The 24,242-nt window shown below is 64.2% G+C and carries 21 protein-coding genes; 11 read left to right on the top strand and 10 right to left on the bottom strand.

Features of this window, described 5'->3' with window-relative positions; translation table 11 throughout:
* Positions 1-116 precede the first annotated feature (116 nt).
* The 4 genes from GB927_RS01575 to GB927_RS01590 all read left to right on the top strand — a co-directional run bounded on the left by GB927_RS01575 (position 117) and on the right by GB927_RS01590 (position 6,288).
* The gene (locus GB927_RS01575; RefSeq protein WP_256114769.1) at positions 117-2,291 is read left to right on the top strand and encodes an alpha-ketoacid dehydrogenase subunit alpha/beta; all 2,175 of its coding nucleotides are present in this window, start codon (positions 117-119) and stop codon (positions 2,289-2,291) included.
* 45 nt (positions 2,292-2,336) lie between these two features.
* Complete coding sequence (locus GB927_RS01580) at positions 2,337-3,938, top strand: ABC transporter substrate-binding protein (protein ID WP_256114770.1); 1,602 nt, start codon at positions 2,337-2,339, stop codon at positions 3,936-3,938.
* A 55-nt stretch (positions 3,939-3,993) separates the two neighbouring features.
* The gene (locus tag GB927_RS01585) at positions 3,994-5,238 is read left to right on the top strand and encodes an aminotransferase class III-fold pyridoxal phosphate-dependent enzyme (protein WP_256114771.1); all 1,245 of its coding nucleotides are present in this window, start codon (positions 3,994-3,996) and stop codon (positions 5,236-5,238) included.
* An 87-nt stretch (positions 5,239-5,325) separates the two neighbouring features.
* Positions 5,326-6,288, top strand: coding sequence for an aminotransferase class IV (locus GB927_RS01590; RefSeq protein ID WP_256114772.1), 963 nt, complete (start codon positions 5,326-5,328; stop codon positions 6,286-6,288).
* 4 nt (positions 6,289-6,292) lie between these two features.
* On the opposite strand, the gene GB927_RS01595 is transcribed toward GB927_RS01590, so the two are convergent.
* Positions 6,293-7,192: a LysR family transcriptional regulator gene (locus tag GB927_RS01595; protein WP_256114774.1), complete on the bottom strand. Its 900-nt coding sequence runs from the start codon at positions 7,190-7,192 to the stop codon at positions 6,293-6,295.
* A 96-nt stretch (positions 7,193-7,288) separates the two neighbouring features.
* Between GB927_RS01595 and GB927_RS01600 the strand changes: the two genes are divergently transcribed.
* Positions 7,289-8,704: an aldehyde dehydrogenase family protein gene (locus tag GB927_RS01600; RefSeq protein WP_256114775.1), complete on the top strand. Its 1,416-nt coding sequence runs from the start codon at positions 7,289-7,291 to the stop codon at positions 8,702-8,704.
* 45 nt (positions 8,705-8,749) lie between these two features.
* Here the strand turns inward: GB927_RS01600 and GB927_RS01605 are convergent, their stop codons facing one another.
* The 3 genes from GB927_RS01605 to GB927_RS01615 form a co-directional block, all read right to left on the bottom strand.
* The gene (locus GB927_RS01605) at positions 8,750-9,874 is read right to left on the bottom strand and encodes an ABC transporter ATP-binding protein (RefSeq protein WP_256114776.1); all 1,125 of its coding nucleotides are present in this window, start codon (positions 9,872-9,874) and stop codon (positions 8,750-8,752) included.
* A gap of 15 nt (positions 9,875-9,889) precedes the next feature.
* Positions 9,890-11,614 carry an ABC transporter permease gene (locus GB927_RS01610; RefSeq protein WP_256114777.1) on the bottom strand — a complete coding sequence of 575 codons (1,725 nt, stop codon included), beginning with the start codon at positions 11,612-11,614 and terminating at the stop codon, positions 9,890-9,892.
* 65 nt (positions 11,615-11,679) lie between these two features.
* Complete coding sequence (locus GB927_RS01615) at positions 11,680-12,672, bottom strand: ABC transporter substrate-binding protein (RefSeq protein WP_256114778.1); 993 nt, start codon at positions 12,670-12,672, stop codon at positions 11,680-11,682.
* Between the two features lie 256 nt (positions 12,673-12,928).
* On the opposite strand from GB927_RS01615, the gene GB927_RS01620 reads away from it, so the two are divergent.
* Positions 12,929-13,981: an ABC transporter substrate-binding protein gene (locus GB927_RS01620; protein WP_256114779.1), complete on the top strand. Its 1,053-nt coding sequence runs from the start codon at positions 12,929-12,931 to the stop codon at positions 13,979-13,981.
* A gap of 45 nt (positions 13,982-14,026) precedes the next feature.
* Here GB927_RS01620 and GB927_RS01625 read toward each other — a convergent pair whose 3' ends face one another.
* From GB927_RS01625 to GB927_RS01640, 4 genes are all read right to left on the bottom strand, one after another.
* Positions 14,027-14,965 carry a LysR family transcriptional regulator gene (locus GB927_RS01625; RefSeq protein WP_369431623.1) on the bottom strand — a complete coding sequence of 313 codons (939 nt, stop codon included), beginning with the start codon at positions 14,963-14,965 and terminating at the stop codon, positions 14,027-14,029.
* A 21-nt stretch (positions 14,966-14,986) separates the two neighbouring features.
* On the bottom strand, positions 14,987-15,685 hold the full coding sequence (locus GB927_RS01630; RefSeq protein ID WP_256114780.1) for a class II aldolase/adducin family protein: 699 nt from the start codon (positions 15,683-15,685) through the stop codon (positions 14,987-14,989).
* Positions 15,686-15,740: 55 nt separating this feature from the next.
* Positions 15,741-16,694, bottom strand: a complete 954-nt coding sequence (locus GB927_RS01635) for a PDR/VanB family oxidoreductase (protein ID WP_256114781.1) — start codon at positions 16,692-16,694, stop codon at positions 15,741-15,743.
* Between the two features lie 65 nt (positions 16,695-16,759).
* Positions 16,760-17,512: an IclR family transcriptional regulator gene (locus tag GB927_RS01640; protein ID WP_256114782.1), complete on the bottom strand. Its 753-nt coding sequence runs from the start codon at positions 17,510-17,512 to the stop codon at positions 16,760-16,762.
* A 215-nt stretch (positions 17,513-17,727) separates the two neighbouring features.
* Between GB927_RS01640 and GB927_RS01645 the strand changes: the two genes are divergently transcribed.
* The 5 genes from GB927_RS01645 to GB927_RS01665 all read left to right on the top strand — a co-directional run bounded on the left by GB927_RS01645 (position 17,728) and on the right by GB927_RS01665 (position 21,553).
* A complete protein-coding gene (locus GB927_RS01645; protein WP_256114784.1) occupies positions 17,728-19,080 on the top strand; it encodes a Rieske 2Fe-2S domain-containing protein in 1,353 nt (450 codons plus the stop codon).
* A gap of 89 nt (positions 19,081-19,169) precedes the next feature.
* Entirely contained in the window at positions 19,170-19,409 is a 240-nt protein-coding gene (locus GB927_RS01650; protein WP_256114785.1) for a hypothetical protein, read from the top strand.
* A gap of 2 nt (positions 19,410-19,411) precedes the next feature.
* Positions 19,412-20,419, top strand: a complete 1,008-nt coding sequence (locus GB927_RS01655; protein WP_256114786.1) for an aldo/keto reductase — start codon at positions 19,412-19,414, stop codon at positions 20,417-20,419.
* Between the two features lie 41 nt (positions 20,420-20,460).
* Positions 20,461-21,021 (top strand): chromate transporter, encoded by a 561-nt coding sequence (locus tag GB927_RS01660; protein ID WP_256114787.1) that lies wholly within the window; start codon positions 20,461-20,463, stop codon positions 21,019-21,021.
* The gene (locus tag GB927_RS01665) at positions 21,014-21,553 is read left to right on the top strand and encodes a chromate transporter (RefSeq protein WP_256114788.1); all 540 of its coding nucleotides are present in this window, start codon (positions 21,014-21,016) and stop codon (positions 21,551-21,553) included. Before GB927_RS01660 ends, GB927_RS01665 begins: the two co-directional genes overlap by 8 nt.
* Positions 21,554-21,576: 23 nt before the next feature.
* Here GB927_RS01665 and GB927_RS01670 read toward each other — a convergent pair whose 3' ends face one another.
* Positions 21,577-22,269 (bottom strand): siderophore-interacting protein, encoded by a 693-nt coding sequence (locus tag GB927_RS01670; RefSeq protein WP_256114789.1) that lies wholly within the window; start codon positions 22,267-22,269, stop codon positions 21,577-21,579.
* The gene (gene fhuB, locus GB927_RS01675) at positions 22,266-24,239 is read right to left on the bottom strand and encodes a Fe(3+)-hydroxamate ABC transporter permease FhuB (protein ID WP_256114790.1); all 1,974 of its coding nucleotides are present in this window, start codon (positions 24,237-24,239) and stop codon (positions 22,266-22,268) included. Before fhuB ends, GB927_RS01670 begins: the two co-directional genes overlap by 4 nt.
* Between the last annotated feature and the right edge of the window lie 3 nt (positions 24,240-24,242).

The following is a 24,242-nucleotide window of genomic DNA, read 5'->3' on the forward strand; positions in this document are numbered from 1 at the left end:
CTCTTTCACAGCTCACGAAAATTTCTGTTGCATCCAAAGGCTGGCACAGCTTAGTGTGCCATTCAACAGAAATCGGAATTTATTTCCATAAACGAAAAACGAAGCCGAGGACACGAATGGCACGCCAGATACCCCTCGCCCCTTCCGCGCCCTGGTTCCGGCTGGAACTGGACGAAGCGGACTGGAGCGGGGAACAGGCTCAGGACCTGATCCACTGGTACGGCCAGATGCTCCTGATCCGCCGGTTCGAGGAAAAGCTGCTCGATCTGGAAAAGGCCGGCCTGATCCACGGCCCGGCCCATGCCAGCATCGGCCAGGAAGCGGGTGCCGTCGGCGCAATGTCCGCGCTCGGCACCGACGACAAGATCAACGGCACGCACCGCGCCCACCACCAGGTGCTGCTGAAACTGCTAAATCCGTCGGTTCCAACCGATTTCGACATCCGCACGGATGATTTCGCGCCCGGCATGGACGAGGCGATCTACCGCTTCATGGCGGAAATCATGGGCCTGACGCCCGGCTATTGCGGCGGCCGCGGCGGCTCCATGCATATGCGGTTTGCCGGTGCCGGCGTCGTCGGCACATCGGCCATCGTCGGCGGCAATCCGCCCCATGCGGCGGGCTATGCGCTGGCCGACAAGATGCTCGGCCGCGACCACATCTCCGTCGCCTTCTTCGGTGACGGCGCCGCCCAGAACGGCGCCAGCTACGAGGCGATGAACATCGCAGCCGCGCAAAGCCTGCCTGTGATCTTCTTCATCGAGAACAACCTCTACGGCGTCGCCACCCATATTTCCGACGTGACGCGCGAGACGCGCCTGTCGTCCCGCGGCGCGATGCTCGGCATCGCGTCGATCGAATGCGACGGCATGGACGTCGTCGCCGTGCACCGGGCGATGGTCGAGGCCCGGCGCATCATCCGCGAGACCGGCGGGCCCGTGGTGGTCGAAGCGCTCTGTTATCGCCATTTCCACCAGTCCGGTTCCCGCAGCGGCAGCGACTTCGGCTACCGCACGAAGGAAGAGGAAGCCGCGTGGCGCGAGCGTGACCCGATCGCCCTTGCCGAAGCCCGCCTGACGGCGCTCGGCCTGCTTTCCCCCGACGAATTCGCGCGCATCGATGCGCTGGTGACCGACCGCATCGCCGCCGCGGCCGGTCGGTTGACGGAGCCGGTTCCTGGCGGAAATACGCTCAGGATTCCCGAAGGCCTCTGGCCGGACCCGGCGACACGAGACAACGGCATTCTCGGTGACCTCTCCGAACTCGCCGGCAAGCGCATGCTCGATCACGACGACATGCGGCCCGATGCCATCGAGAAGGTGAAATTCGTCACCGCCGCCTCCGAGACGCTGGCCGCCGCGATGGCGCACGACCCGCGCATCATCGTCATGGGCGAGGACGCCCATCAGATGCGCGGCGGCGTCAGTGGCTTCACCAAGGGCGCGCTGGAACGCTGGCCCGAACGCGTGCTGCCCATGTCGATCGCCGAAAACGGCTTTACGGGCGTGGCGCTCGGCGCGGCCCTCAACGGGCTGCGTCCTGTCGTGGAGATCATGTTCGGCGATTTCTGTTTCACCGCCGCCGACCAGATCGCCAATGGCGTCGGCAAGGTGCGCCACATGTTCGGCGACGGTTTTCCGGTGCCGATCGTCCTGCGCGTGCGCATCTCGCCGCACACCGGCTACGGCTCGCAGCATTCGGGCGATCCGTCCGCGCTGTTCGGCATGTTCCCCGGCTGGCGCATCGTCACGCCGTCCAACGCCTTCGACTATATCGGCCTGATGAATTCCGCCCTCGCCTGCGACGACCCCGTCGTCGTCTTCGAGCATACGGAACTCTACCAGAAGGAATTCGACGTGCCGGCCGGCGACCGGGAATTCCATATTCCCTTCGGCTCGGCGCGCATCGTGCGCCCCGGCGGCGCCTGCACGGTGCTCGCCACCTCCGTCATGGTCCAGAACGCCGTCAAGGCCGCGGAGGAGACGGGCATCGACGCCGAGGTCATCGACCTGCGCAACATCGATCATCACGGCATCGACTGGGCGCTGATCGGCAAATCCATCGACAAGACCGGACGCGTCGTCATCGCCGAGCAGACCGCCCGCAGCCTTTCGATGGGCGGCACCTGGGCGGCCGAGATCCAGGAACGCTTCTTCGACTGTCTCGATCACGAAATCCTGCGCGTCACCGGCGGGCTTGCCGCCCCCACGGTTTCGGCAGCCCTCAACCGCGCGGCGCTCGCAACGGTCGCCGACGTCAAGAACGCACTGCTTCGAATTGCGGAAAAATAGTGGAACAGGGCAACCGCGGCCCATCAAACTGGAGGTATCCAACCGATGAAACGACTTCTTCTGTCGAAATCCAGACTGGCCTTTCTCACCCTCGCCCTCTCCGCCACCATGCTGGGCGGGCCGGTCCAGCAGGCGACGGCGCAAGAGCGGGCGCTCGTCATCGCGCGTGACATGGACGTCAACTCGCTCGATCCGGCGCGCGCCTGGTGCGACACCTGCCAGATCTACAACACCTCCGTCTACGAGCAGCTCGTCACGCTCGATAAGGACAACAAGGTGCAGCCGCTGATCGCCTCGAGCTGGGAGGTCAACAAGGAGCAGACCCAGCTGACCTTCAAGCTCGATCCGGCGGCGAAATTCTCCGATGGTTCGCCGGTCGAGGCGAAGGATGTGAAATGGTCGTTCGAGCGGCTGAAGAACATCAAGGGCAACGGCGCCTTTATCGCCGATCCGATCAGCTCGATCGAGATCCCCGATGCGCAGACGGTCATCGTCAAGCTGGCCGCGCCGAATTCGGAATTCCTCAACCAGGCGGCCGCCGGCTTCCTCGGCATCATCAACAGCGATGTCGCAAGCGAGAACGGCGCGCTTGCCGATGCGACGGCCGTCGACAAGGACACGTCGGAAAACTGGTTCCTCAGCAATTCCGCCGGCAGCGGGCCGTTCGTTCTGGCCTCCTACGAGCCGAATTCCGAGCTGCGCCTGAAGCGCAACGAGAATTACTGGCGCAAGGCCCCGGTCCTGCCGGAGGTCATCTTCCGCCAGGTGAAGGATGCCGTGGCGCAGGCGCAGATGCTGCAGTCGGGTTCCGCCGACATCGCCATGCAGATCGACCCGGAGACCGCCAAGACGCTCGAAGGCAGCGACGTCGTCGTGGAGAAGGTGCCGTCCTACAACTTCGTCTATATCGCGCTTTCGCCGGGTGCCAAAGCCAACACCGTCAAGCTGACGCCGGAAGTGCGCGAAGCGATCTCGATCGCCATCGACCGCACCTCGCTGATCGACTTCACCGTCGGCGGCGCCGGCCGGGCGATCGCCTCGCCGATCCCGCTCGGCTTCCCCGGCGGCGACGGCCACGAGATCCCCGCCTACAATCCGGATCGCGCCAAGGAGCTGCTTGCCGCAGCCGGTGCGGGCGACGGCTTCACGCTGAAGTCGATCTATCCGGACATGAACGTCTATGGCGTCGATTTCTCGCTGATGATGCAGAAGATCCAGCAGGATCTCGCCAAGGTCGGCATCACGGTCGAGCTTTCGCCGGTGCCCTTCGCCAACTGGCGTGAGGCGGCGAACGGCGACCATATCCCGCTGACGGCCGTCTTCTTCGCGCCCGACTTCTTCGGCACCTCGCAATATGTCGACGTCTTCGGCCTGTCGGAAGGGTCCGTCTGGGCGAAGCGCGCCGGGGGCGAGGTCGATCCGTCCTTCATCAACGCGGAAACGGCGAAGCTTCGCGAACAGGCGCTCGCCGCGCCCTCCGTCGAGGACGCGGAAAAGCTTTGGTTCGAAGCCGGCGAGCAGATGGCCAAGGCCCGGATCATCATCCCGATGGTCAGCCCGGACCTCATCCTGGCGCATAGCCCGAGCGTCAAGGGCGTCCGCTACAGCGCCTGCTGCAACCTGCCGCTCGCCGAAATCTCGAACTGATCCGCCTAATCGGGAGGGGTGGAAACGCCTCTCCCGGCCACTATTGGAGAGCAAGATGACAGCGAGACTGCTGAACAGCCGCGACACCGAACTCCTGGAACGCGCCGGCCGCGTCGTGCCGAACGGTGTGTGGGGCCATATGGCGACCCGGGCGATCGGGCCGGATTACCCGCAGTTCTTTTCGAAATCGGACGGCTGCCGCGTCTGGGATGCGGACGGCAACGAATATATCGACTTCATGTGCGCCTGGGGGCCGAACGTGCTCGGCTACCGCCATGCCGAGGTGGACGCCGCCGCTCTGGCACAGATGGACAAGGGCGATATCGGCAACGGCCCCACGGATAAAATGGTGGAACTGGCCGAACTGCTGGTCGATACGCTGGACCACGCCGACTGGACGCTCTTCCAGAAGAACGGCACCGACGCCACGACCGTCTGCGTCACCATCGCGCGCGCCGCCACCGGCCACCGCAAGATTCTCGTCGCGCGCGGCGCCTATCATGGCGCAGTTCCGTGGTGCTCTCCGTCACTCGTCGGCGTGACGTCGGAGGATCGTGCCCATCTCATCCTCTTCGACTACAACGACATCACGAGCCTCGATGCCGCAATCGATGAGGCTGGCGACGATCTCGCCGGTATCCTGCTCACCGCCTTCAAGCATGATGTCGGCAAGGACCAGCATCTGCCGGAGAAGGCCTTCCTGGCGCACGCCCGCGCCGCCTGCGACCGGACGGGTGCGGCCCTGATCCTCGATGACGTGCGCGCCGGTTTCCGGCTTGATGTGCGCGGAAGCTGGGCGCGGTATGGCGTGAAGCCGGACCTCGCGGCCTATTCGAAGGCCATCGCCAACGGCTGGCCGCTTGCCGCCGTCGCCGGTTCGGAGCGTTTCCGGGAGGGTGCTGGAAAAATCTTCACCACGGGCTCTTTCTGGTACGGCTCCGCCGCCATGGCGGCTGCGGTCAAGACCGTGCAGATCCTGCGCGACAGCGACGCGCTGGCGCATACCGAAGCGATGGGCGAACGTTTCCGCGCCGGCCTTTCGACGATCTCGGCCCGCCACGGTTTCACGCTCAGGCAGACGGGACCGGCGCAGATGCCGATGGTGCTGTTCGACGGCGACCAGGATCTGAGGATCGCCAACGCCTTCTGCGCGGCGGCCCTGCGGCACGGCATCTACCTGCATCCCAAGCACAACATGTTCCTGTGCGCCGCGCATACGCCCGACGACATCGACCGGGCGCTGGAAGCAGCCGACGGAGCCTTCGCCGACATCCTTTCCGCGGGCATCCTCGCGGCCTGAACCACGCTGCTTTCCAAGCCTCACGCGCCGTCCCTGCGGACGGCGTGCGAGAGCGCATGACCATTTCCCTTTTGAGGAGCGCGTAACATGTCCTACACGGACCACATCTTCACGGACTATCGCCAGCGTGTTGAAGCGCTCGCGGCAAGCGACAATCCCTTCGCCAAGGGCATCGCCTATATTGCCGGTGAATACGTGCCGCTGAACGAAGCGCGCATCCCGATCCTCGACCAGGGCTTCCTTCATTCGGACCTGACATATGACGTTCCCGCCGTCTGGAACGGAAGGTTCTTCCGGCTCGACGACCATCTCGACCGCTTCGAGAAGAGCTGTGCCCAGCTTCGGCTGAAAAGCCCGCTCGGGCGGCAGGAAATCCGCGACCGGCTTGTCGAGATGACAGCGAAGAGCGGCATCCGCGACGCCTATGTCATGATGATCGTGACGCGCGGCCTGCGCTTCGTCCGCCAATACGCCCCGGAGGAATGCGACAATTTCTGCTACCTCATGGTCATGCCCTATCTCTGGGTGATGGACGAGGCGACGCAGAAAACCGGCGGCACCGCCGTCATCACCCGCACCGTGCGCCGTGTGCCGCCGGGCGCGATCGACCCGACCGTCAAGAACCTGCAATGGGGCGATTTCACCCGCGGCCTGCTGGAGGCGCGCGACCGCGGCGCAATGTATCCGATCCTGACGGATGGCGACGCGAACCTCACCGAAGGCTCCGGCTTCAATGTCATCCTGATCAAGGACGGCAAGCTCTATACGCCGAAGAAGGGCGTGCTGGAGGGTGTGACACGCAAGTCCGTGCTCGCCGTCGCCGAAAAGCTCGGCTATCCCTCGACGATTGATGATGTGCCCGTGGAACTCGCCTATCAGTGCGACGAGATCCTCTTCGTCACCACGGCCGGCGGCGTCATGCCGATCACCACGCTGGACGGCCAGCCGGTCGGCAATGGCGAGGTCGGCCCCATCAGCAAGGCGCTGTGGAAGGGTTATTGGGACGCCCATGCCGACCCGGAGCTGAGCTTCGCGATCGACTACGCGTGACGCTTCAACCCTGGTCGAGCGGCAGTGCCCGGACGAGATCGATCAGGGCGCGCAGTTTCGCCGGGACATGGCGGCGGCCGGGATAATAGAGGCAAAGGCCGTCATAGGGCGGCGTCCAGTCGTCCAGCATTTGCACGAGCCGGCCGGCGGCGAGGTGTTCGCGCACCGCGAAGTCCGACAGATAGGCAATGCCCGCGCCTTCCAGCACCGCATCCAGCATCAGCCCGCTTTCATCGAGGATGAGCGGCCCCGGAACATCGATCTCGACATTTTCCCCGTGGCGGGAAAACTCCCAGTGATAGATGCGGCCGCTCGCCATGCGCGCGCGGATGCACTGGTGATGTTTGAGATCGGCCGGCTGGCGCGGGACGTCCCTGCCCTGAAAATAGCCCGGCGCGCCGACGACGACCATGCGCGCATGACGCAGGATCGGTATGGCGATCATGTCCGGCGGCACCGCCTCGGCCAGTCGGAAACCGGCATCGAAACCCTGGCCGACGATGTCCACCAGGGCATTGTCGGTCACAACTTCCAGCGCCATGTCAGGATAACGGCGAAGATATTCCAGAAGGAGCGGCCGCAAAAGCATGCGCGCGGCGCCCAGCGACGTGTTCAGCCGCAAGGTGCCGGTCGGGCGCGTCTGCGACACGGTCGCCCGCTCGACGGCGCTGTCTATGGCGGCAAGTGCTGGCGCGATCTCGGCCACGAAAGCCTCACCCGCAGCGGTCAGCACCACCGACCGGGTCGTCCTGTTGAAGAGCCGCACGTCGAGGCGCGCCTCCAGCGTCGAGACGGCATGGCTCAGCGCCGACGACGAAACGCCGAGTTCCCGCGCGGCGGCGCGAAAACCGCCGAGCCGCGCGATCGTCGTCACGGCTTCCAGTTCGGGCAGGCTGGCCTTCATTGCGCTATTTACCTCATTAAGCTGTTGGCGATTGGTGATCTTATCCTGATGATCGATCGGATGCATATCCTCCCTGTCAAATCAGGAGACCGCATCATGAAAGCCATTGACCAAATCTATATCGACGGCGCCTTCGTCACCCCGCACGGCACGGAGCGCTTCGACCTTTTCAATCCCGCAACGGAAGAAAAGATCGGCAAGGTCAGGCTGGGCGATGCCGAGGATGCGCATGCGGCGATCGCCGCCGCCAAGCGTGCCTTCCCCGCCATGCGCCGCACGAGCCCGGCCGAGCGTATCGAAATGCTGCATGCCCTGCGCGATGCCGTCGCGGCGAGAGCGGAAGCGCTGACGGAAGCGATGGCCACGGAATATGGCGCACCGCAGTCGTTCCTCGCCTTCTCGGTGCCCTATGCCGCCGGGGTGTTCGAGATGGCGGCCAGGACCGTCGCGGACTATGCCTTCACCCGCCGCATCGGCAACACAGACGTGATCATGGAGCCCGTGGGCGTCGCCGCCGCGATCACGCCTTGGAACAGCGATATCGGCTTCATCTGCTCCAAGCTCGCAACGGCCATCGCCGCCGGCACGAGCATCGTCATCAAGCCGTCCGAGATGAGCGCGCTCCAGACCCAGGCCGTGACGGAGGCGCTGCACGCGGCGGGCCTGCCGCGCGGCGTGCTCAATATCGTCAACGGCTACGGCCACGTCGTCGGCACCGCGCTGACGCAGAGCCCGGATATCGCCAAGATCAGTTTCACCGGCTCCACAGCGACCGGACGGACCATCCTTCGCAGCGCCGCCGAGACGTTCAAGCGCGTGACGCTGGAGCTTGGCGGCAAGGGACCGCAGATCCTTCTCGACGATGCCGATCTGGACCAGGCGATCCCGCACATCCTCACCTCGGCCTTCCGCAACAGCGGACAGGCCTGCATTGCCGGCACGCGCCTGCTGGTTCCGGCCCATCGCTACGAGGAGGTGTCGTCACACCTTGCCGCCGCCGTTTCCGCGCTGAAGGCAGGCCCCTCCAGCGACCCTGCGTCGGATATCGGCCCGATGGTCAGCGCGAAACAATGGGAGCGGGTGCAGTCCTATATCCGGCTCGGCCAGGAAGAGGGCGCGACCCTGCTCGCCGGCGGCGAGGGCCGCCCCGAAGGCCAGGATCGCGGCTGGTTCGTGCGCCCGACGGTCTTCGCGGGCGTAACGAACGAGATGCGGATCGCGCGGGAGGAAATCTTCGGCCCCGTCCTGAGCGTGATCGCCTACCGCGACGAGGCGGAGGCGATCGCCATCGCCAACGACACCGACTACGGCCTGCAATCCTATGTGCTGGGAACCGACGTCGATCGCATGCGCCGTGTCGCACGCGAGCTGGAGGCCGGGCGCGTCGTGTTGAACGAGGCACCGATGGACCCGCGGGCGCCGTTTGGCGGCTTCAAGCACTCCGGCATCGGCCGCGAGTTCGGCGCCTTCGGCCTGGAAGCCTTCCTCGAACCGAAGGCGATCCTCGGCTGAGGATCTGCGGCATGTCGCCCGGCCGGGCGACATGCCGGCTCCTGCCTAGTGGAGGCTGGCGGTCCGGGATGCGGTGCCGTTCAGGATGGCGCATTTCAACGGATCGACGGACATGTAGATCGTGCCACCGACGGGCGTGCGGATCGACGGGTGACAGCGGGCGAGAAGCTCCACCTCGTTGACCATGATCTTGAAGTCGATGCATTCGCCGAGGAAGACCTTGGCGGAGACCGTGCCCTGGATCACCGTGTGGTTGGTGTCCGTCGGCGGCGTCTCGGAGAGGCGCAGGTCCTCCGGGCGGATCGACATCGACACCGCGGTGCCGACGGTCAGATCATCCTTGCGATCGGCGGCAAGCGAGCCGATCGCGCTGTCGACGATGTAGCCATGGTCGGAGCGGTCGCGGATGACGCCTTCGATGAAATTCGTGCTGCCGATGAAATCCGCGACAAAGGCCGTCTTCGGGCGTTCGTAGATGTCACGCGGCGAGCCGATCTGCACGATCTTGCCCTGGTTCATCACGGCGATCTCGTGCGACAGCGCCAAAGCCTCGCTCTGGTCGTGGGTCACGTAGATCGTGGTGATGCCGAGCTCGCGCTGGATCTTCTTCAATTCGAAACGCATCTTTTCGCGAAGCTTGGCGTCGAGGTTGGAGAGCGGCTCGTCGAGCAGCAGCAGTTCCGGCTCCATCACCAGCGCGCGGGCGAGCGCCAAACGCTGCTGCTGGCCGCCGGAAAGCTGCGTCGCCTGCCGCTCGGCAAGATGATCGAGCGACACGGCGGCGAGCATCTTCATCACCTTGTCCTTGATCTCCTTTTCCGGCAGCCGCTTGCTGCGCACGCGCAGCGGAAAGGCGGCGTTCTCGAAGACGCTCATATGCGGCCAGATCGCGTAGGATTGGAAGACCATGCCGAACTGGCGCCGGTTGGGGGCGATGAAGATCTTGGAATCGCCGGAAAAGACGACGCGGTTGCCGGCGGTGATGACCCCCGTCGTCGGCCGCTCCAGGCCGGCGATGGAGCGCAGCGTCGTCGTCTTGCCGCAGCCGCTCGGGCCGAGCAGCGTGAAGAGCCGGCCTTTGGGAACCGAGAAGTTGACGTCGCTTGCAGCGAGCACCGGCTTTGCCGACGGCGATTGATAGACGGTGCTCAGGTTTTCGATGGTTAGCATGGCCTCACTCCCAGATTACATTCCCTTGACGCCGAAGCGCTTCGAAACGGATTGCACGAGCATGATGAAGCAGAAGAGCGCGGTGATCATCATCACGCCGAAGGCGGACAATTCCACATATTGGCCGTTCTGCCAGAACTCCCAGATCATGATCGAGATGACTTCATTGCCCGGGCTGTAGAGCAGGATCGAGCTCGACAGTTCCCGCACGGAGACGACGATGATGTAGATCCAGCCAGCCATGAGGCCCGGCTTCATCAGCGGCAGCACGACCCGGCGGAAGGTCATCAGCCAGGAGGCGCCGCTCATCGCCGCGGATTCCTCCAGCTCCTTGTGGATCTGCACCATGGATGTCGAGTTGTAGCGCATACCGTAGGGCAGGAACTTGATGACATAGGCCATCAGCATGATCCACAGCGTGGCGTAGATGCCGATGTCGAAATTCAGGTAGAACACCATCAGCGACAGGCCGAGCACGATGCCGGGGAAGACCAGCGGCAGCGAGGCGAGCACGTCGAGCAGCCAGCGCCCCTGGATCTTCGTGCGGATGGTGATCCAACAGATGATCGAGGTGAGCAGCATGACGATGGTGGCGCCACCGAGCGCGAGCTTCACGCTGTTCCAGACGGCGGTGTAGAAGCCGGGATAGGCGAGAACCTTGGCATAGGCATTGAAAGACAGATGCTGCACGGCGTTCCACGACGGCACCGAATAGTAGCGTTGCAGCGATGCCCAGAGCAGCACCAGGAACGGCAGCCCCACCACCAGGATGACGTAGAGGATGAAGATCCCGCCGGTGAGATAACGCCAGCGCCCGATATCGGCTACGCGCGGGCGAAACCCCTTGCCGGTGACGGTGGAATATTTGCTGCCCTGGTTCGACAGCCGCGACTGGTAATAGATGCCGACGGAGGTGATCAAAAGCAGCACCACGGCATAGGCCGAGGCGAGCCCGATATTGCTCGGATAGCTGTGCACCGCGTCGTAGATCGCCGAGGTGAAGACGCGCAAGCCGATCGGCAGGCCGAGAAGCGCCGGCACCTCGAAGGATTCGATTGCGCGGATGAACAGGATGATGAAGGCGGCGAGGATGGCCGGCCAGGCGAGCTTCAGCGTCACCTTGAAGGCCGTCTGCACCACCGATGCGCCGCTCATCATCGCCGACTCTTCGAGCGACGGGTCCATGGAGCGAAACGCCGCCGTCACCAGCAGGAAGGCGACGGGCGCATAGTGCAGGCCGTCGACCCACACCATGCCGGCCATCGAATAGATGTCGAACCAGCTGCCAAAGACCTTGTTCAGGATGCCGATCTGCGGGCTCGCCAACATGATCCAGGACACCGTGAACAGGATGCCCGGAATGATCAGCGGAATGATCGACATGGCGAAGAACAGCGACTTGAAGGGCGTGTTCGTGCGCTCGTTCACCCAGGCGAAGAACGTGCCCACCACCAGCGCGAAGGCGGCGGTCAGGAAGGCGAATTGCAGCGAATTGCCCATGAGAACCAGGGATTCCGCGCTTTCGAACGCGGTAATGTAGTTCTCCATGGTGAGAACCGCCGGCTCCTGCATCGTGCCGGTCGAATGAAAGCTCTGCCACAGCAGGAAACCGAGCGGAATGAGCGTCAGCCAGGCGACGACAAGGGTCGCTCCGCCAATGACGAACCATTTCGTATCGAGCCGGCGCATTACCCGGCCCGGCAGGCCCATGGCCTCGTTTGTCGGCGTCATCATCGCCATATCGTCCTCCTCCCAGTGGACAGGCCACCCTCAGGCAGCGCACGTCGGCAACCCAAGGGCTGCAATCAGATTACAAAAGCGTCGAGCGTCTCCGGTGCGAAAATCTCCTCCGCGTCCAGCTGCCGCTTGGAAAGGCCCTGTTCGTAGGAGTAGCGCAGGAAGGTATCGAGCACCTTCCGGTTCTTCTCGAAGCCGTTCGGCCAGAAATCCGCGCCCATCTCGCCTTCGGCTTCCTCGAAATGCGCCATCGCCCAGGGCAGCATGGTCTTGAGAGCGGCCGTCTCGCGCAGGTCCTGATAGGTCTTGCGCTGCGACTGGTTGAGCGCCTTGAAGATCGATTGCGCGACCCAGCGATTGTTTTCGTAGATTTCCCGGCGGATCACAACCGTGTGCATGATCGGAAAGATGCCGGTGCGGGCATAATAGTCGCGCTCGATGCCGACATAGTCAGGAAACAGGCGCCGAACCTTGCCGCTGCGGCAATTGAAGGTCGAGGGCTTGCGGGCGGTGTAGAGCGCATCGATCTCGCCGTCGCGCAGCATAGCGGCCAGCGTCTTTTCGGGGCCGATCGGCTCCAGCTTGATGTTGTCGGGAAGCTGGATCTTGAGCTTCTCGCTGCGGTTCGGCGATTCCTCGCCGCCGGTATAATAGGTGACGCTGTCGACCGGCACATTATATTCGTCCGACAGCACGCCACGGATCCAGACCGGCGCCGTCATCTGGTATTCCGGGCAGCCGATGCGCTTGCCGATCAGGTCCTTCGGCTCGTTGATGCCGGCATCCGCATTCACGTAAATCGACGAATGGCGGAAGTAACGCGACGGAAAGAAAGGAATGGCGACGAAGGCGCGCTCGGGCTTGAACAGCGAGACGACATACGAGGACAAAGACATCTCGGCGATATCGAATTCCCGGTAGCGCAGCATGCGGAAGAAGGTTTCTTCGACCGGCAGATTGAGGCTCGTCAGGTTGATGCCGTCGGGCTTGATCGAGCCGTCCATGACGCCACGCGTGCGGTCGTAATCCCAGCACCCCATCGTCAAACGCAAATCGGCCATAGTCGTCTCCTCACCATTTTTCATGAGCAATTGCGGGTCTCCTCGGTGTCCCGGCTGTCCTTCGAGTAGTCAAAAGCAGCGGCCGTGACCAAGAGTATTTTCATGGGGCAGAGCGCAGATATTTGCTGTTTTAGCCCCCATTCATTGTGTGTAGGGTCCGGCCACTCTCAACCACGACCCCGACGATCGGTCGGCCGGAAAGGGTGGGATCACAGGGCGCGAGGAGGAGACGTCGCGCCGACCAGGAGGAGAAAACATGACGATCAATAGACGCCTGCTGATGCTTGCGACCGCTTCGGCCATTGCACTGGCAGGCATGGTTTTGCCGGCCGCTGCCCAGGATTCGACGCTTCTGACCTCGACGGCGCCCGACCGCGACGCCAAGCTCGAGGAGGCCGCCAAGGCCGAGGGCTCGCTGATGCTCTACACCTCGATCGCCCAGAAGGACGTCGACCCGCTGGTCCGCCCCTTCGAGGAGAAATACGGGATCAAGGTGACCGTTTGGCGCGCGAGCGGCGACGACGTGCTGCAACGCGTCGTGCAGGAGCAGAAGGCCGGCCGCGCAACCGTGGACCTGATCCATATCAGCGCGCCGGAAATGGAAGCGCTGCAACGCGAAGGCATCTTCCAGAAGATCGTCTCGCCGCATTTCGCCGAGCTGCTTCCGGGCGCCGTGCCGGCCCACAGCGAATGGGTGAGCACGCTGCTCTCCGTCTGGGTCCAAGGCTACAATACCGACCTCATCACCAAGGAAGAGCTGCCGAAGACCTACGAGGACCTGCTCGATCCGAAGTGGAAGGGCAAGCTCGGCTACGAGGTCGAGAACATCGACTGGTTCTCCACCGTCGTCGAGACGATGGGCGAGGAAAAGGGCCTGGAATACTTCCGCAATCTCGTGCGAACCAACGGTCTTTCCATCCGCAAAGGCCATTCGCTCTTGAACAATCTGGTGGTCGCCGGCGAGGTCCCGATGGGCCTGACGATCTACAACTACATGCCGGTGCAGGCGAAGAACGACGGCGCGCCGATCGACTGGTTTGCACTTGAGCCGGCCGTCGCCCGCTCGAACGGCGCAGGTGTCGTGAAGACCGCGCCGCACCCGAACGCGGCCGCCCTCTTCACCGAGTTCATGCTGACGGACGGACAGGCCATCCTGGTCGGGCTCAACTACGTGCCGACCTCGACGAAGGTCAAATCGCCGCTGGAAGGCGTCGAGATCAAGATCGCCGACCCGGCGGACAAGCTCGACAATGCCAAGAAGTGGCAGCCGCTCTACGATCGCATCATCGTGCGCGGCAATCCGGACTGATCGGGACGAACCCGACAATGAAAAGCGGGCTTCTGGCCCGCTTTTTTATGGCTCGCTGCAACGGCCGATCACGCGCGCACCGTCGCCCAGCCTTTCGGCGAGCGTATCCACCAGCCTATCGATGAAGAGCTTCAGCTTCGCATCCCGTGTGACGGACAGGCGGCCGGGCGTCTCGATCAGGTAGAGCGTGCGGCCAAGTTCCGGATTCTCGATCGGGTGGGCGACGATCTTGCCCTCCTCGATCTTCTGCTTGACGACGCCATAGGGCACGATGCTGGTGGCATGCCCCTGCTCCACCAGCGTCTTGATCATTTCCAGCGACTGGATGGAAAAGCGGATGTTGACGGGCAGCGTCGAGTTGCGCGCCGCACGGTGCACGGCATGCCAGACATTGTCGCGGTCGCCCGGCAGCGCAAGGTTCGAGGCAATGACCTCGTTGAAGGGAACCGGCCCTTCGGGAAAGGGAGCGCCCGGCGCCGTGATGAAAAACAGCCGCTCCTCCATCAACGGCATGCGCAATGCGCTGGTATTTTCCGAGGCGTCATAGGCGAGCGCGATATCGATCTCGTCGCGCATCAGGAGGTCGATGAGAATGAAGCTCAGCTCCTCCACCACGCGCAGCGAGATGCCGGGAAGTTCGGAATGGGCGGATACGAGGAAATCGGCGCCGAGCATGCGGATCGTGCTCGGCGTCAGCCCCATCGACACGACCTGCTGGCTGGACTTGCTGAAGGCCGAGACGTCCCGCCGCGCCTCGTCGACGAGGCGCATGATCTCGACGCCGCGCTCGTAGAGTAGGCGGCCGGCATCGGTCATCGAGATGCCGCGCGAATGGCGCACGAGCAGTTCGACGCCCAGCATGGTCTCCAGGTTGCGGATCTGGAGGCCGAGCGCCGTCTGCGAAACATGCAGCTGTTCGGCCGCCTTCGTCATGTTGCCCGCATCGACCGATTTCATGAAATTGTTGATTTGTTTCAGGTTGATGGCGGGATCTCCTCTTCCCGTTTACGAGAGGCGTCGTTTCGCCTTTCTCGCCAGGTAGTCGAAATTGACGACATATTGCTCGCGGCCATCGAGATTGGCGGTCAGGCTTGCAATATCGTCTGCGGCAAACTCCACGATCTCTCCGCCCATCGCAAGACAGAGAACCTGGTCGTGGCAGGCATTTTCCAGCGTCAGCGTGCGGATGACGGCCTCCTCGACCGAGACACCGGTAACGGTCACGCCGTGGCCGCGCATCATCACAACCTTGTGACCGGCCAGCCCCCTGGCCACGCCGCGGCCAGTCTCCGGCGAGCGGATCAGATTGACGGTGTCCTGATAATAGCCAAGTCCGTCGGAAAAGGCGACGCAGGCCTGCGAGACGATCTTCCACGGGCGCTCGGAGGAACACCAGATCGTTGCATATTTCGGATGGGAATGGATGACCGAATTGAGGTCCGGCCGGGCCTTGTAGATTTCCGAATGGATGAAGACCTCGCTGTGGCGCCGCCCGCCCCCGCCGACCTTTTCTCCGTCGAGGTTGCAGATCACGATGTTTTCCATCGTGATCTCCTCGAAGCCGAGACTGTGCGGCTTCATGAAGAACAGCGCGGGGTTTTCGGGATCGCGGATGGAAACATGGCCGCGGGTAAAATCGCCGAGATCGGCATCGCCGAGGATGAGGCCGGCTTCGATCAGCCGCTGTTTGACGTGCTGGCTCATGGGCAGCATGGAACTCCTGTGTGATGAAAAATGGGGTGAACCGCCGGAGGCTGGTTCAGAGCGCGAGCGTCAGGCGCGGGCTCTTCGAGCCGGAGCAGCAGATCATCATCGTGTCGCCGCGCTCCTTCTCCTCGTCGCTCAGGACCATGTCCTGGTGGTCGGGAACGCCGTCCAGCACGCGCACCTGACAGGCGCCGCAGATGCCCATCTCGCAGGAGAAATCGAGGCTGAAACCGGCATCGCGCAGCACGGTGAGAATGGACTGGCCCTTCGGCACGGCAAATTCCTGACCGCTATCGGCAAGCTCTATGACGAAATCGCCGTCGAGTGCCGGCGCCTTTGCCGGCGCGAAACGTTCGAGATGGACCTGCTCCGGCGCAAGCGCGCTGGTGCGCGCCTCGAACGTATCGAGCATCGGCCCCGGCCCGCAGCAATAGAAGTGCGAACCCGCCGGCGCGCGCTCGACGATGGTGCCGATGTCGAGGAAACCTTCCGCTTCCGAATCGACATGGATGCTGGCCTTGGGAAGCGTGGAGATCACGTCCGAGAAGGCGACGTCGCGCCGGTCGCGACAGGCATAATGCACTTCGAAACTGCGGCCGAGTTCGGTGAGGCGCTGGGCCATCGACCAGATCGGCGTAATCCCGATGCCGCCGGCGATCAGCACGCTGTGGTCGACCGCTTCGTTGAGCGCAAAATTGTTGCGTGGGGCGCCAATCTTCAGCACCGAACCGACACGGACCATGTCATGCAGACAGACCGATCCGCCGCGCCCGCCCGGATCGCGCTTGACGCCGATCGTGTAGCGATTGCCGTTTTCAACCGGATGGACGAGAGAGTAGAGGCGCACCATGTCGTTGGGCAGATGCAGCGAGATATGGGCGCCGGCACCGGCCGGCGGCACATTGCTGCCATCGACGCTTTCGAACTCGAACAGGCTCGTTTCATGCGCCAGATAACGCACCGCGACAAGGCGCATCTCGATGGTTTTGGTGACGGTTATTTCCAACTCTCTCTCCCTGTCCGTGCCCGGCAAGGATGGAAATCCTCCTGCCGGACACTGTTCTAGAACCGCTATTCGTTGCTGCGGCGCAGATTGATCTGCTCCAGCCGCGGCAGGCGGGGCCTCAGCCCGTCGGCCGCATCCTTCAAAAGCGCGCGCGCCATGTTGATCCGCTCGTCCGTGAACCGGCCGATGAGGCCTGAAACCGAAAGCGAGCCCACCAGTTCGCCCGCCATATTGGTGATCGGCACGGCGACGGCCGCGAGATCCTCGTCACGCCCGCCCTTGGAGACGATGGACCCCGTCGTGCGCAGCTCGATCGCGCTCGGATGGTCGGAGGCATCGCCGTAATGCGACAGCAGAACGCCGGCGGCGCCGGAGGTCAGCGGATGGCGCGTGCCCTCCTCCAGATGGTGGCGGGCGCTGCGCGGCGAATTCTCCCGGTAGAGGCAGACGCGTTCGCTGCCATCCGGCACATAGAAGGACGCAGTCTCCTGCGTCACCGACGTCAGGTGCCGCAGCACCGGGCGCACAACATCCTCCAGCGTGAACTGCGAGCGGCTGAGATCACCCAGCCGGCGAAGCTCCGGCCCGAGTTGGTAGCGCCCGTCCGCCCCGCGGTCGAGGAAGCCGGTATGCAGCAGCGATCCGGCAAGCCGCAGGATCGTGCTCTTGTAGAGGCCCGAACGCTGCGCAAGCCCCGAAAGCGTCAGGGTCTCCCCTGGCTCGGAAAAGCACTGCAGCAAAGTTATCGCGCGTTCCACCGCTTCAACCCGATCCCTGCCTGCATCGATCTCGTCATTGCCTGCGTCCATTTTTGTCATTTAGCATTCCTCAATAATTCTGTCTAGCGAAACATGGTCTGCTTGACAGAACGATTTCCTCTGTTACATCTATCCCGGCAAGGCACGACGCCTTGGTTTCAGCAACGGCATAGCATGCGCGGGGCGTGGCATTCCACGCGGGGAGCGTCGTGCTGCCTTGGGTATCCGGCGCCGGACTTTTTCCTTCCGGTGCTCCGTGATTTTGGGAGAAGAAAATGCTCAGCAAGGAACAGAACGATCGCCTGACACAGGTGGGACCGGGTACGCCCTGCGGCGAACTCATGCGCCGCTACTGGATACCGATTGCGCCCTCAGCGCAGCTTCTGGAAAATCCCGTGCGCAAGGTGCGCATCCTCGGCGAGGACCTCGTCCTCTACAAGGATACCAGCGGCGGCCTCGGCCTCATCGGCGACCGCTGCCTGCACCGCAACGTCGACCTGCAATTCGGCATCCCGGACAAATGCGGCCTGCGCTGTCCCTATCACGGCTGGCTGTTCGACGAGACCGGCAAATGCGTCGAGCGCCCGATGGAAGGTGCCCCGCAGGCCGAGATCAAGCAGAAGCTGAAGGGCTATCCGGTGCAGGAAATGGGCGGCCTGGTGTTCGCCTATATGGGACCGCTGCCGGCACCCGACCTGCCGCGCTGGGACCTTTTCGTCTGGCCGAACTCGATCCGCCAGATCGGCCTCACCGTCATCGATTGCAACTGGCTGCAATGCCAGGAAAACACCGGCGACCCGACCCATAGCGCCTGGGCGCACGGCCACCTGTTCGAATATGAGCTGAGCCGCAACGGCAAGCTCGACGAGCGCAGTTCCGACAACCTGCACACGCTGCACCAGCGCAAGCGCGTCGGCGTCGGCATCAAGGAAATCTACGCCAGCCAGACCGAGCACGGCTTCCGCAAGGGCATCCGCTACTCCAAGGATCTCGGCGCCGATGCCGACAAGGACGTCGAGCACTCGACCGTCATCTTCCCGTTCTACACCCAGACCGGCAAGACGGGCGCGCCGCGCAGCGAATACCAGATCCGCGTGCCGATCGACGACACGCACACCTACCACATCTGCTACCAGTGTTACGCCGCCCCTCCCGGCGTCGAAGCACCCGAGCAGGACGTGGTGCCCTACTACATTCCGCCGACGCATGACGACACCGGCCGGCCGATCCTCGACTACGTGCTGGCACAGGACGCCATCGTCTGGGTTGCCCAGGGGCCGATCGCCGACCGCACGACGGAACTGCTCGGTCGCACCGACATTCCGATCGTCGTGCTGCGCCGGCAGCTCGACGAGCAGATCAAGCGTGTCGAGCAGGGCCTGGAGCCGATGAACTACTTCCAGAAGAGCCCGGACATCATTCACCCGCTCGGTTCGGCGCCCGACTACGACAAGCCGGAATCGCTCAACAAACATGGCTTCCGCAAATACTACCACAAGGGTTTCGCGAACGACGACGCGGACCGCTACGGCCCGCTGATCGAAACGGTCAAGGACCTGCACCGGGCCATCGAGGATTTCGAGATCAGGCGCGCCGCCGGGCAGCAGCGCGATCCCGCGCACGCCTGACCCGAAACCGTCGATCCATGCCGCGCCCCACGCGCGCGGCATGGACTTTCGACCCTCAATACCGGTCCCTCGGGCCGCGGAGCTTCACCATGTCAAGCAACACACGCGAGATCATCGATGCCGTCCTGAAGGTCGTCATCGACCAGGTGCCGACCATGACTGTTCGGGAAATCACCACGATCCCCGAACATCCGAAGGACGGCGACGCCGTGATCGCCAGGATCGACGTCTCCAACAACCGGCTCGTCTATTGCGAGATCGACGGCAATGGCAGCCTCTCTTCGGCCAGCGTCATCGACCTCAACGACCCGGACGAGGCACTGGACTGACCATGAAGATACGCCGTGTCGGTTCCACCGACCTCATGGTCTCCGAAGTCGGTTTCGGCTGCGGCGGCAATGCCGGACTGATGATCAGGGGCGACGCCGCCGAACAGCGGCGCATCATTGCCCACGCGCTGGAAAGCGGCATCACCTATTTCGACAATGCGCCCGACTATGGCGACGGCCTGGCGGAGGTCAATCTCGGACGGGCGCTGAAGGAACTCGGGGCCTCGCCTGTCATCAACACCAAGGTGGAAATCCGCGCCGAAAACCTCGACGACATCGCCGATCATATCGTGCGCTCGGCGGAGGAGAGCCTTCGCCGCCTGCAGGTCGACAGCGTCGATATCGTGCAGATCCACAACGGCCCGGTGGCCGCACAGCCCCTATTGGAAGGCTCCTACTACGCCACACTCTGGCTTGAGGATTTCATACGGCCCGGCGGCGTGCTGGACGGCGTGCGCCGTCTTCTGGAAAGCGGAAAGGCGCGCCACTCCGGCTTCATCTGCCGCGGCAATGATGCCGCCCAAGTCGGCACGCTCCTCCAGACCGGCCTCTTCCATGTCGTGAACACGCCCTACACGCTGCTCAATCCGACAGCTGGCCGTTTCAAAGCAGCACGCACGACGGGCAACGACCACGGCAACGTGGTCGGCGCGGCCGCCGCTTCTGGCGCCGGCATCGCCGTCTTCAGCCCGCTTGCCGGCGGCCTGCTGACGGATACGCTGCTCTCCGGCCAGCAGACCCATCCGCTCGCCCGGCAGAAGGATCACGCCCAACTGGAGGCAAAGGGCGATCTCGCCCGCGCGCGCCGGTTCCAGGCAATCGCTCAAGAGAGCGACACCAGCCTCGCCGAACTCGCCTATCGCTTCATCCTGAGTGACCCCGGCGTCAGCACGCTGATCGGCGGATTTTCCGATGCCGAACAGATCGATGCAGCCGTCGCCGCCGCATCGGCCGGACCACTCGATGTTGTCCAGTTCGAGTCCATTGAAAAAATCTGGTCGGCAGCCTAATGGCTGAAGCCCTTCCTGCTCGCTCAAGTGATTCCGCCTCCGTGCGCACCGATGACAATCCCAGCGTCAGTCTGTCGACCCTCTTCCTGGCCTGCCTCAAGCTTGGCCTGCTGAGCTTCGGCGGCGGGCTTTCCGGCTGGGTCTACCAGGATTTCGTCGTGCGCCGCCGCTGGATCAGCGATGAGGATTTCGCCAGCAGTTTCGCCATGGGGCAGATGCTGCCGGGCGGCAATGTCGCCAACCTCGTCGTCTGCCTCGGCGAACAATTGCGCGGCCCGCTGGGCGCGGCGACGGCGGTTTTCGGCCTGCTGGTCGGCCCGTTCTTCGCGGTCATCGCCATGGCAACGCTGATCGGCAGCATTCCACAGACGCAGTTGCTCGATATCGCGCTCGGCGGTGCTGCCGCGACCGCGATCGGATTCCTGATCAACCTGTGCTGGCGCGGCGTGCGACGGGAGAGCGGCAATCCTGCCATGCTCGGCATCATCGCGGCCGTCGTCATCGGCGTCGGCGTGCTCAAGCTTCACCTCCTGCTCGTCACGCTCTTCGTCGCGCCGATCAGCATCGCGATTGCTTGGCGGCGGGGAAACAAGGATGCGTGACGATCACCTCGTCGGACTATTGGCCGTCTTCGTGCCCTTCTCGCTGATTTCCATCGGTGGCGGCATCAGCGTACTGTCGGGCATCCAGCACGAGATCGTCGCGGTGCGCGGCTGGCTGACCGCGCAGGATTTCGTCCAGCTTTTCGCCATTTCCCGTGCCGCGCCCGGTCCCGGCACCATGATCGCGACTTTGATCGGCTGGCAGATATCCGGTTGGCTCGGCGCCGTGGTGGCGACGCTCGCCTTCTTCCTGCCCTCCTCGCTGCTCTGCTACGGCGTCTTCCGCCTGTCGAACGCCCACCGCGAAAAAGCCTGGCACCGCGCCGTCCGCCAGGGCCTCGCCCCCGTCGGCACCGGCCTCGTCATCAGCTCCGTCATCGCCATCCTGCAACTCTCCGACGGCGGCCCCCTGACCCTCCTCCTCGCCGCCCTCTCCGCCATCGTCGTCGTCGTGGCCCCCCGCGTGCCGGTTCCGCTGTACCTGCTCTGCGGCGCAGGGCTCGCCGTGCTTTACCACACGGCGATGCCCTAGAACGCTCCGTCGCGACCGCTCCCTCAATCACCGCCTCGGCGCCAATAGGGGACGCAGAGGGAGGGGATGCCTCGGAGCATTGGGCGGAAGGGCATGACGGCGGTGTGTTCTCCGGCGATCCAGATGAAACGGTCCGGCAAGGTCTTGAATACGGCGACTTCGGAGGAGAGCTTTTGCAGGAAGTCCGCGGCTTGTGGCGCTGCATGGCGGTAGAACCAATGCACTTCGACATCCTGTGGAGTATCGAGGGTGATCCTGTCCTCGGGGGTTTGGATTTCGAGGAGGATGCGGCCGCGGGCGTGCCTCGGCATGATTTCGGCAATGCGGGCGATGGCCGGCAGGGCGGTTTCGTCTCCAGCAAGCAAGTAGTGGCAAGCCGGCTTGATGCCCAGACCGCAGGGGCCGGAGACGCCGCAGGCCGTGCCTGGTGCTGCCCGCCGCGCGAAATTGGAACCGGGGCCGTCGTCGTGGAACACGAAATCGATGTCGAGCCAGCCGGCATCGGCGTCGATGCTGCGGATGGTGTAATAGCGCGTCTGGATTTCGGGATCAGGGTCCGTCGTGACCGGCAGGTGCAGGCGGACGTGCAGGTTTTCGTTCGTCGCAAAATGGTGCAGGTCGCGGCCGATGAAGCGAAGGCGCTGCATGGAAGGCGTCAGGCGTCGGGATGCCTGGACCGTGACGAGGCGGAACCCGCGCGGCTTTCGTTCCGTCATAGGCGTCTCCCAATCAGAAGCAACAGGAACGGTCCGCCGACCACGGTTGCCAGCAGGCCGGCCGGGATCTGGTAAGGGAAGATGATGTTGCGGCCGAGCCATTCGGCGCCAAGCAGGATGGCGCCGCCGACCAGTGCCGAGGCAAACAGATGGGCAGCCGGCCGCTGGAATCCGGCGAGGCGCGCGAGATGCGGCCCCATCAGCCCAGCGAAGCTGAGTGGCCCGACCAGGATGGTCGCCGCGGCGGTCAGGACTGCCGAGAGGAGCAGAAGAATGGCGGTCGCGCTGCGAAACGACACGCCCTGGGAGAGTGCCACGGTTTCGCCGAGCGGCAGGATCTCCAGCCAGCGGCGCAGCAGCGCCCCGACGGCCAGTCCCGCGCCCAGAATAGCAACCGCGGCGATCGCTTCCTGCTTGCGCACCGCATAGGTCGAGCCCGACATCCAGGCGAGGAGCTGGTCGAGCCGCGGGTCCTGCGCCGCCATCAGGACGGCCATGACGAAGCCCGAAATCGAGCTCAGCGTCACGCCGATCAGCAGCAGGCGATCGCCCTGGAAGTCGCCCTTGCGGGCAAGCGCCATGATGAAGGCGAGCGTGATGCCGGCGCCGACGGCACCCGCCGAAATCTGCAAGCCGCGCGAGACGGCCGTTACCGACAGCGTCGCGGCGATGACGCCCAGCATGGCGCCGGAGGAGACGCCTAGCACTTCCGGCGAGCCGAGCGGGTTGCCGGTCATGCGTTGCAGGATCGCGCCGGCAAGGGCAAGCATGGCGCCGCCGGCAACGGCTGAGACGGAGCGGATCGTGCGCATCGAATACACCCCCTCGGGCGCCGCCATGACATGCCAGCCGGAGGGGCCGCGGCCGGCAAATACGGAGAGGAGAAGGGCGATGCCGAGCGCGACGGCGGCCAACGCGATGACGGTCCAGGGCCACCTCAGCCGCCGGGCTTCGGTCATCCCGGTCATCGCGGGCGGGGAGAGCGATTTCAGCCGGCGCACCAGCACGAGCAGCAGCGGCGCGCCCATCAGGGCGGTGACGGCGCCGGTGGGAAAGATGCGGTAGGTCACCGGCAGGGCCTGGACACATTGGTCGGTAGCGGTCAGCACAAGCGCGCCGAAGATGGCGGACCAGGCCATCTCGCGACCGGGGCTGCGGGCTCCGGTGGCACGCGCCAGCGCCGGCACGGCAAGGCCGATGAAGCTGATGACGCCGACGGCGGCCGTGACGACCGCGATGATCACCGCGGCGACTAGCAGCGAGAGTAGGCGGAAGGCCTCGATGTTCAGGCCGAGGCTTCTGGCATTGCTGTCGTCGAGCGAAAGCAGCGCGAGCGGCCGCTGGATCAGCGCGGCCACGGCGATCGCCACGAGAAGGCGGGGCGCGAGGAACAGGACGCCGGACCAATCCTGCTGGTCGAGATAACCGGCGCCCCAGAGATAGATGCCCGTCAGGAAATCGTGGTTGAACAGCATGAGCACGGCACTTGCGGCGCCGCAGTACAGGCTGACGATCATGCCCGAAAGCGTGACGGTTGCGGGCGACAGGCCCTTTCGCCAGGAAAGCCCCAGGATGGCCGCGAGCGCCAGTGCTGCACCGGCAAGCGCCACCCATTCCGCGGCGTTGCTGGCGGCGAGCGGGAACCACAGGGTTGCGATCGTCAGGGTGAGATAGGACCCCGCAGAGACGCCGAGCGTCGCGGGCTCGGCGAGCGGATTGCGCAGCACCCTTTGCAGGATCGAGCCGGCTACGCCGAGCGCAGCACCCGCCATCAGCGCCACCACGATGCGCGGCAGCAGCGTATAGTGCAGCAGGATTTCCTCGGTCGCGTCGGCCTGCGGCGACACCACCGCCCAGATCGACACGTTGCCGGGCAATACGGACAGGATATTGCCGCCGATCATGACGAGGCCGAACAGCGAAAGCCCGCACAGCATGACCGGGAGCATGGGATTTCGCGTCACGCCCATGCG

The organism is Shinella lacus, assembly GCF_010994755.1.
GTDB lineage: Bacteria > Pseudomonadota > Alphaproteobacteria > Rhizobiales > Rhizobiaceae > Shinella > Shinella lacus.

What these genes read in the sequence shown, in the direction of transcription:
- fhuB (WP_256114790.1), bottom strand. Translation starts at nt 24,239, where the DNA reads ATGGGCGTGACGCGAAATCCCATGCTCCCGGTCATGCTGTGCGGGCTT.
- GB927_RS01595 (WP_256114774.1), bottom strand. Translation starts at nt 7,192, where the DNA reads ATGAAGGCCAGCCTGCCCGAACTGGAAGCCGTGACGACGATCGCGCGG.
- GB927_RS01665 (WP_256114788.1), top strand. Translation starts at nt 21,014, where the DNA reads ATGCGTGACGATCACCTCGTCGGACTATTGGCCGTCTTCGTGCCCTTC.
- GB927_RS01620 (WP_256114779.1), top strand. Translation starts at nt 12,929, where the DNA reads ATGACGATCAATAGACGCCTGCTGATGCTTGCGACCGCTTCGGCCATT.
- GB927_RS01655 (WP_256114786.1), top strand. Translation starts at nt 19,412, where the DNA reads ATGAAGATACGCCGTGTCGGTTCCACCGACCTCATGGTCTCCGAAGTC.
- GB927_RS01610 (WP_256114777.1), bottom strand. Translation starts at nt 11,614, where the DNA reads ATGGCGATGATGACGCCGACAAACGAGGCCATGGGCCTGCCGGGCCGG.
- GB927_RS01670 (WP_256114789.1), bottom strand. Translation starts at nt 22,269, where the DNA reads ATGACGGAACGAAAGCCGCGCGGGTTCCGCCTCGTCACGGTCCAGGCA.
- GB927_RS01575 (WP_256114769.1), top strand. Translation starts at nt 117, where the DNA reads ATGGCACGCCAGATACCCCTCGCCCCTTCCGCGCCCTGGTTCCGGCTG.
- GB927_RS01585 (WP_256114771.1), top strand. Translation starts at nt 3,994, where the DNA reads ATGACAGCGAGACTGCTGAACAGCCGCGACACCGAACTCCTGGAACGC.
- GB927_RS01640 (WP_256114782.1), bottom strand. Translation starts at nt 17,512, where the DNA reads ATGACAAAAATGGACGCAGGCAATGACGAGATCGATGCAGGCAGGGAT.
- GB927_RS01630 (WP_256114780.1), bottom strand. Translation starts at nt 15,685, where the DNA reads ATGAGCCAGCACGTCAAACAGCGGCTGATCGAAGCCGGCCTCATCCTC.
- GB927_RS01600 (WP_256114775.1), top strand. Translation starts at nt 7,289, where the DNA reads ATGAAAGCCATTGACCAAATCTATATCGACGGCGCCTTCGTCACCCCG.
- GB927_RS01645 (WP_256114784.1), top strand. Translation starts at nt 17,728, where the DNA reads ATGCTCAGCAAGGAACAGAACGATCGCCTGACACAGGTGGGACCGGGT.
- GB927_RS01650 (WP_256114785.1), top strand. Translation starts at nt 19,170, where the DNA reads ATGTCAAGCAACACACGCGAGATCATCGATGCCGTCCTGAAGGTCGTC.
- GB927_RS01605 (WP_256114776.1), bottom strand. Translation starts at nt 9,874, where the DNA reads ATGCTAACCATCGAAAACCTGAGCACCGTCTATCAATCGCCGTCGGCA.
- GB927_RS01580 (WP_256114770.1), top strand. Translation starts at nt 2,337, where the DNA reads ATGAAACGACTTCTTCTGTCGAAATCCAGACTGGCCTTTCTCACCCTC.
- GB927_RS01615 (WP_256114778.1), bottom strand. Translation starts at nt 12,672, where the DNA reads ATGGCCGATTTGCGTTTGACGATGGGGTGCTGGGATTACGACCGCACG.
- GB927_RS01590 (WP_256114772.1), top strand. Translation starts at nt 5,326, where the DNA reads ATGTCCTACACGGACCACATCTTCACGGACTATCGCCAGCGTGTTGAA.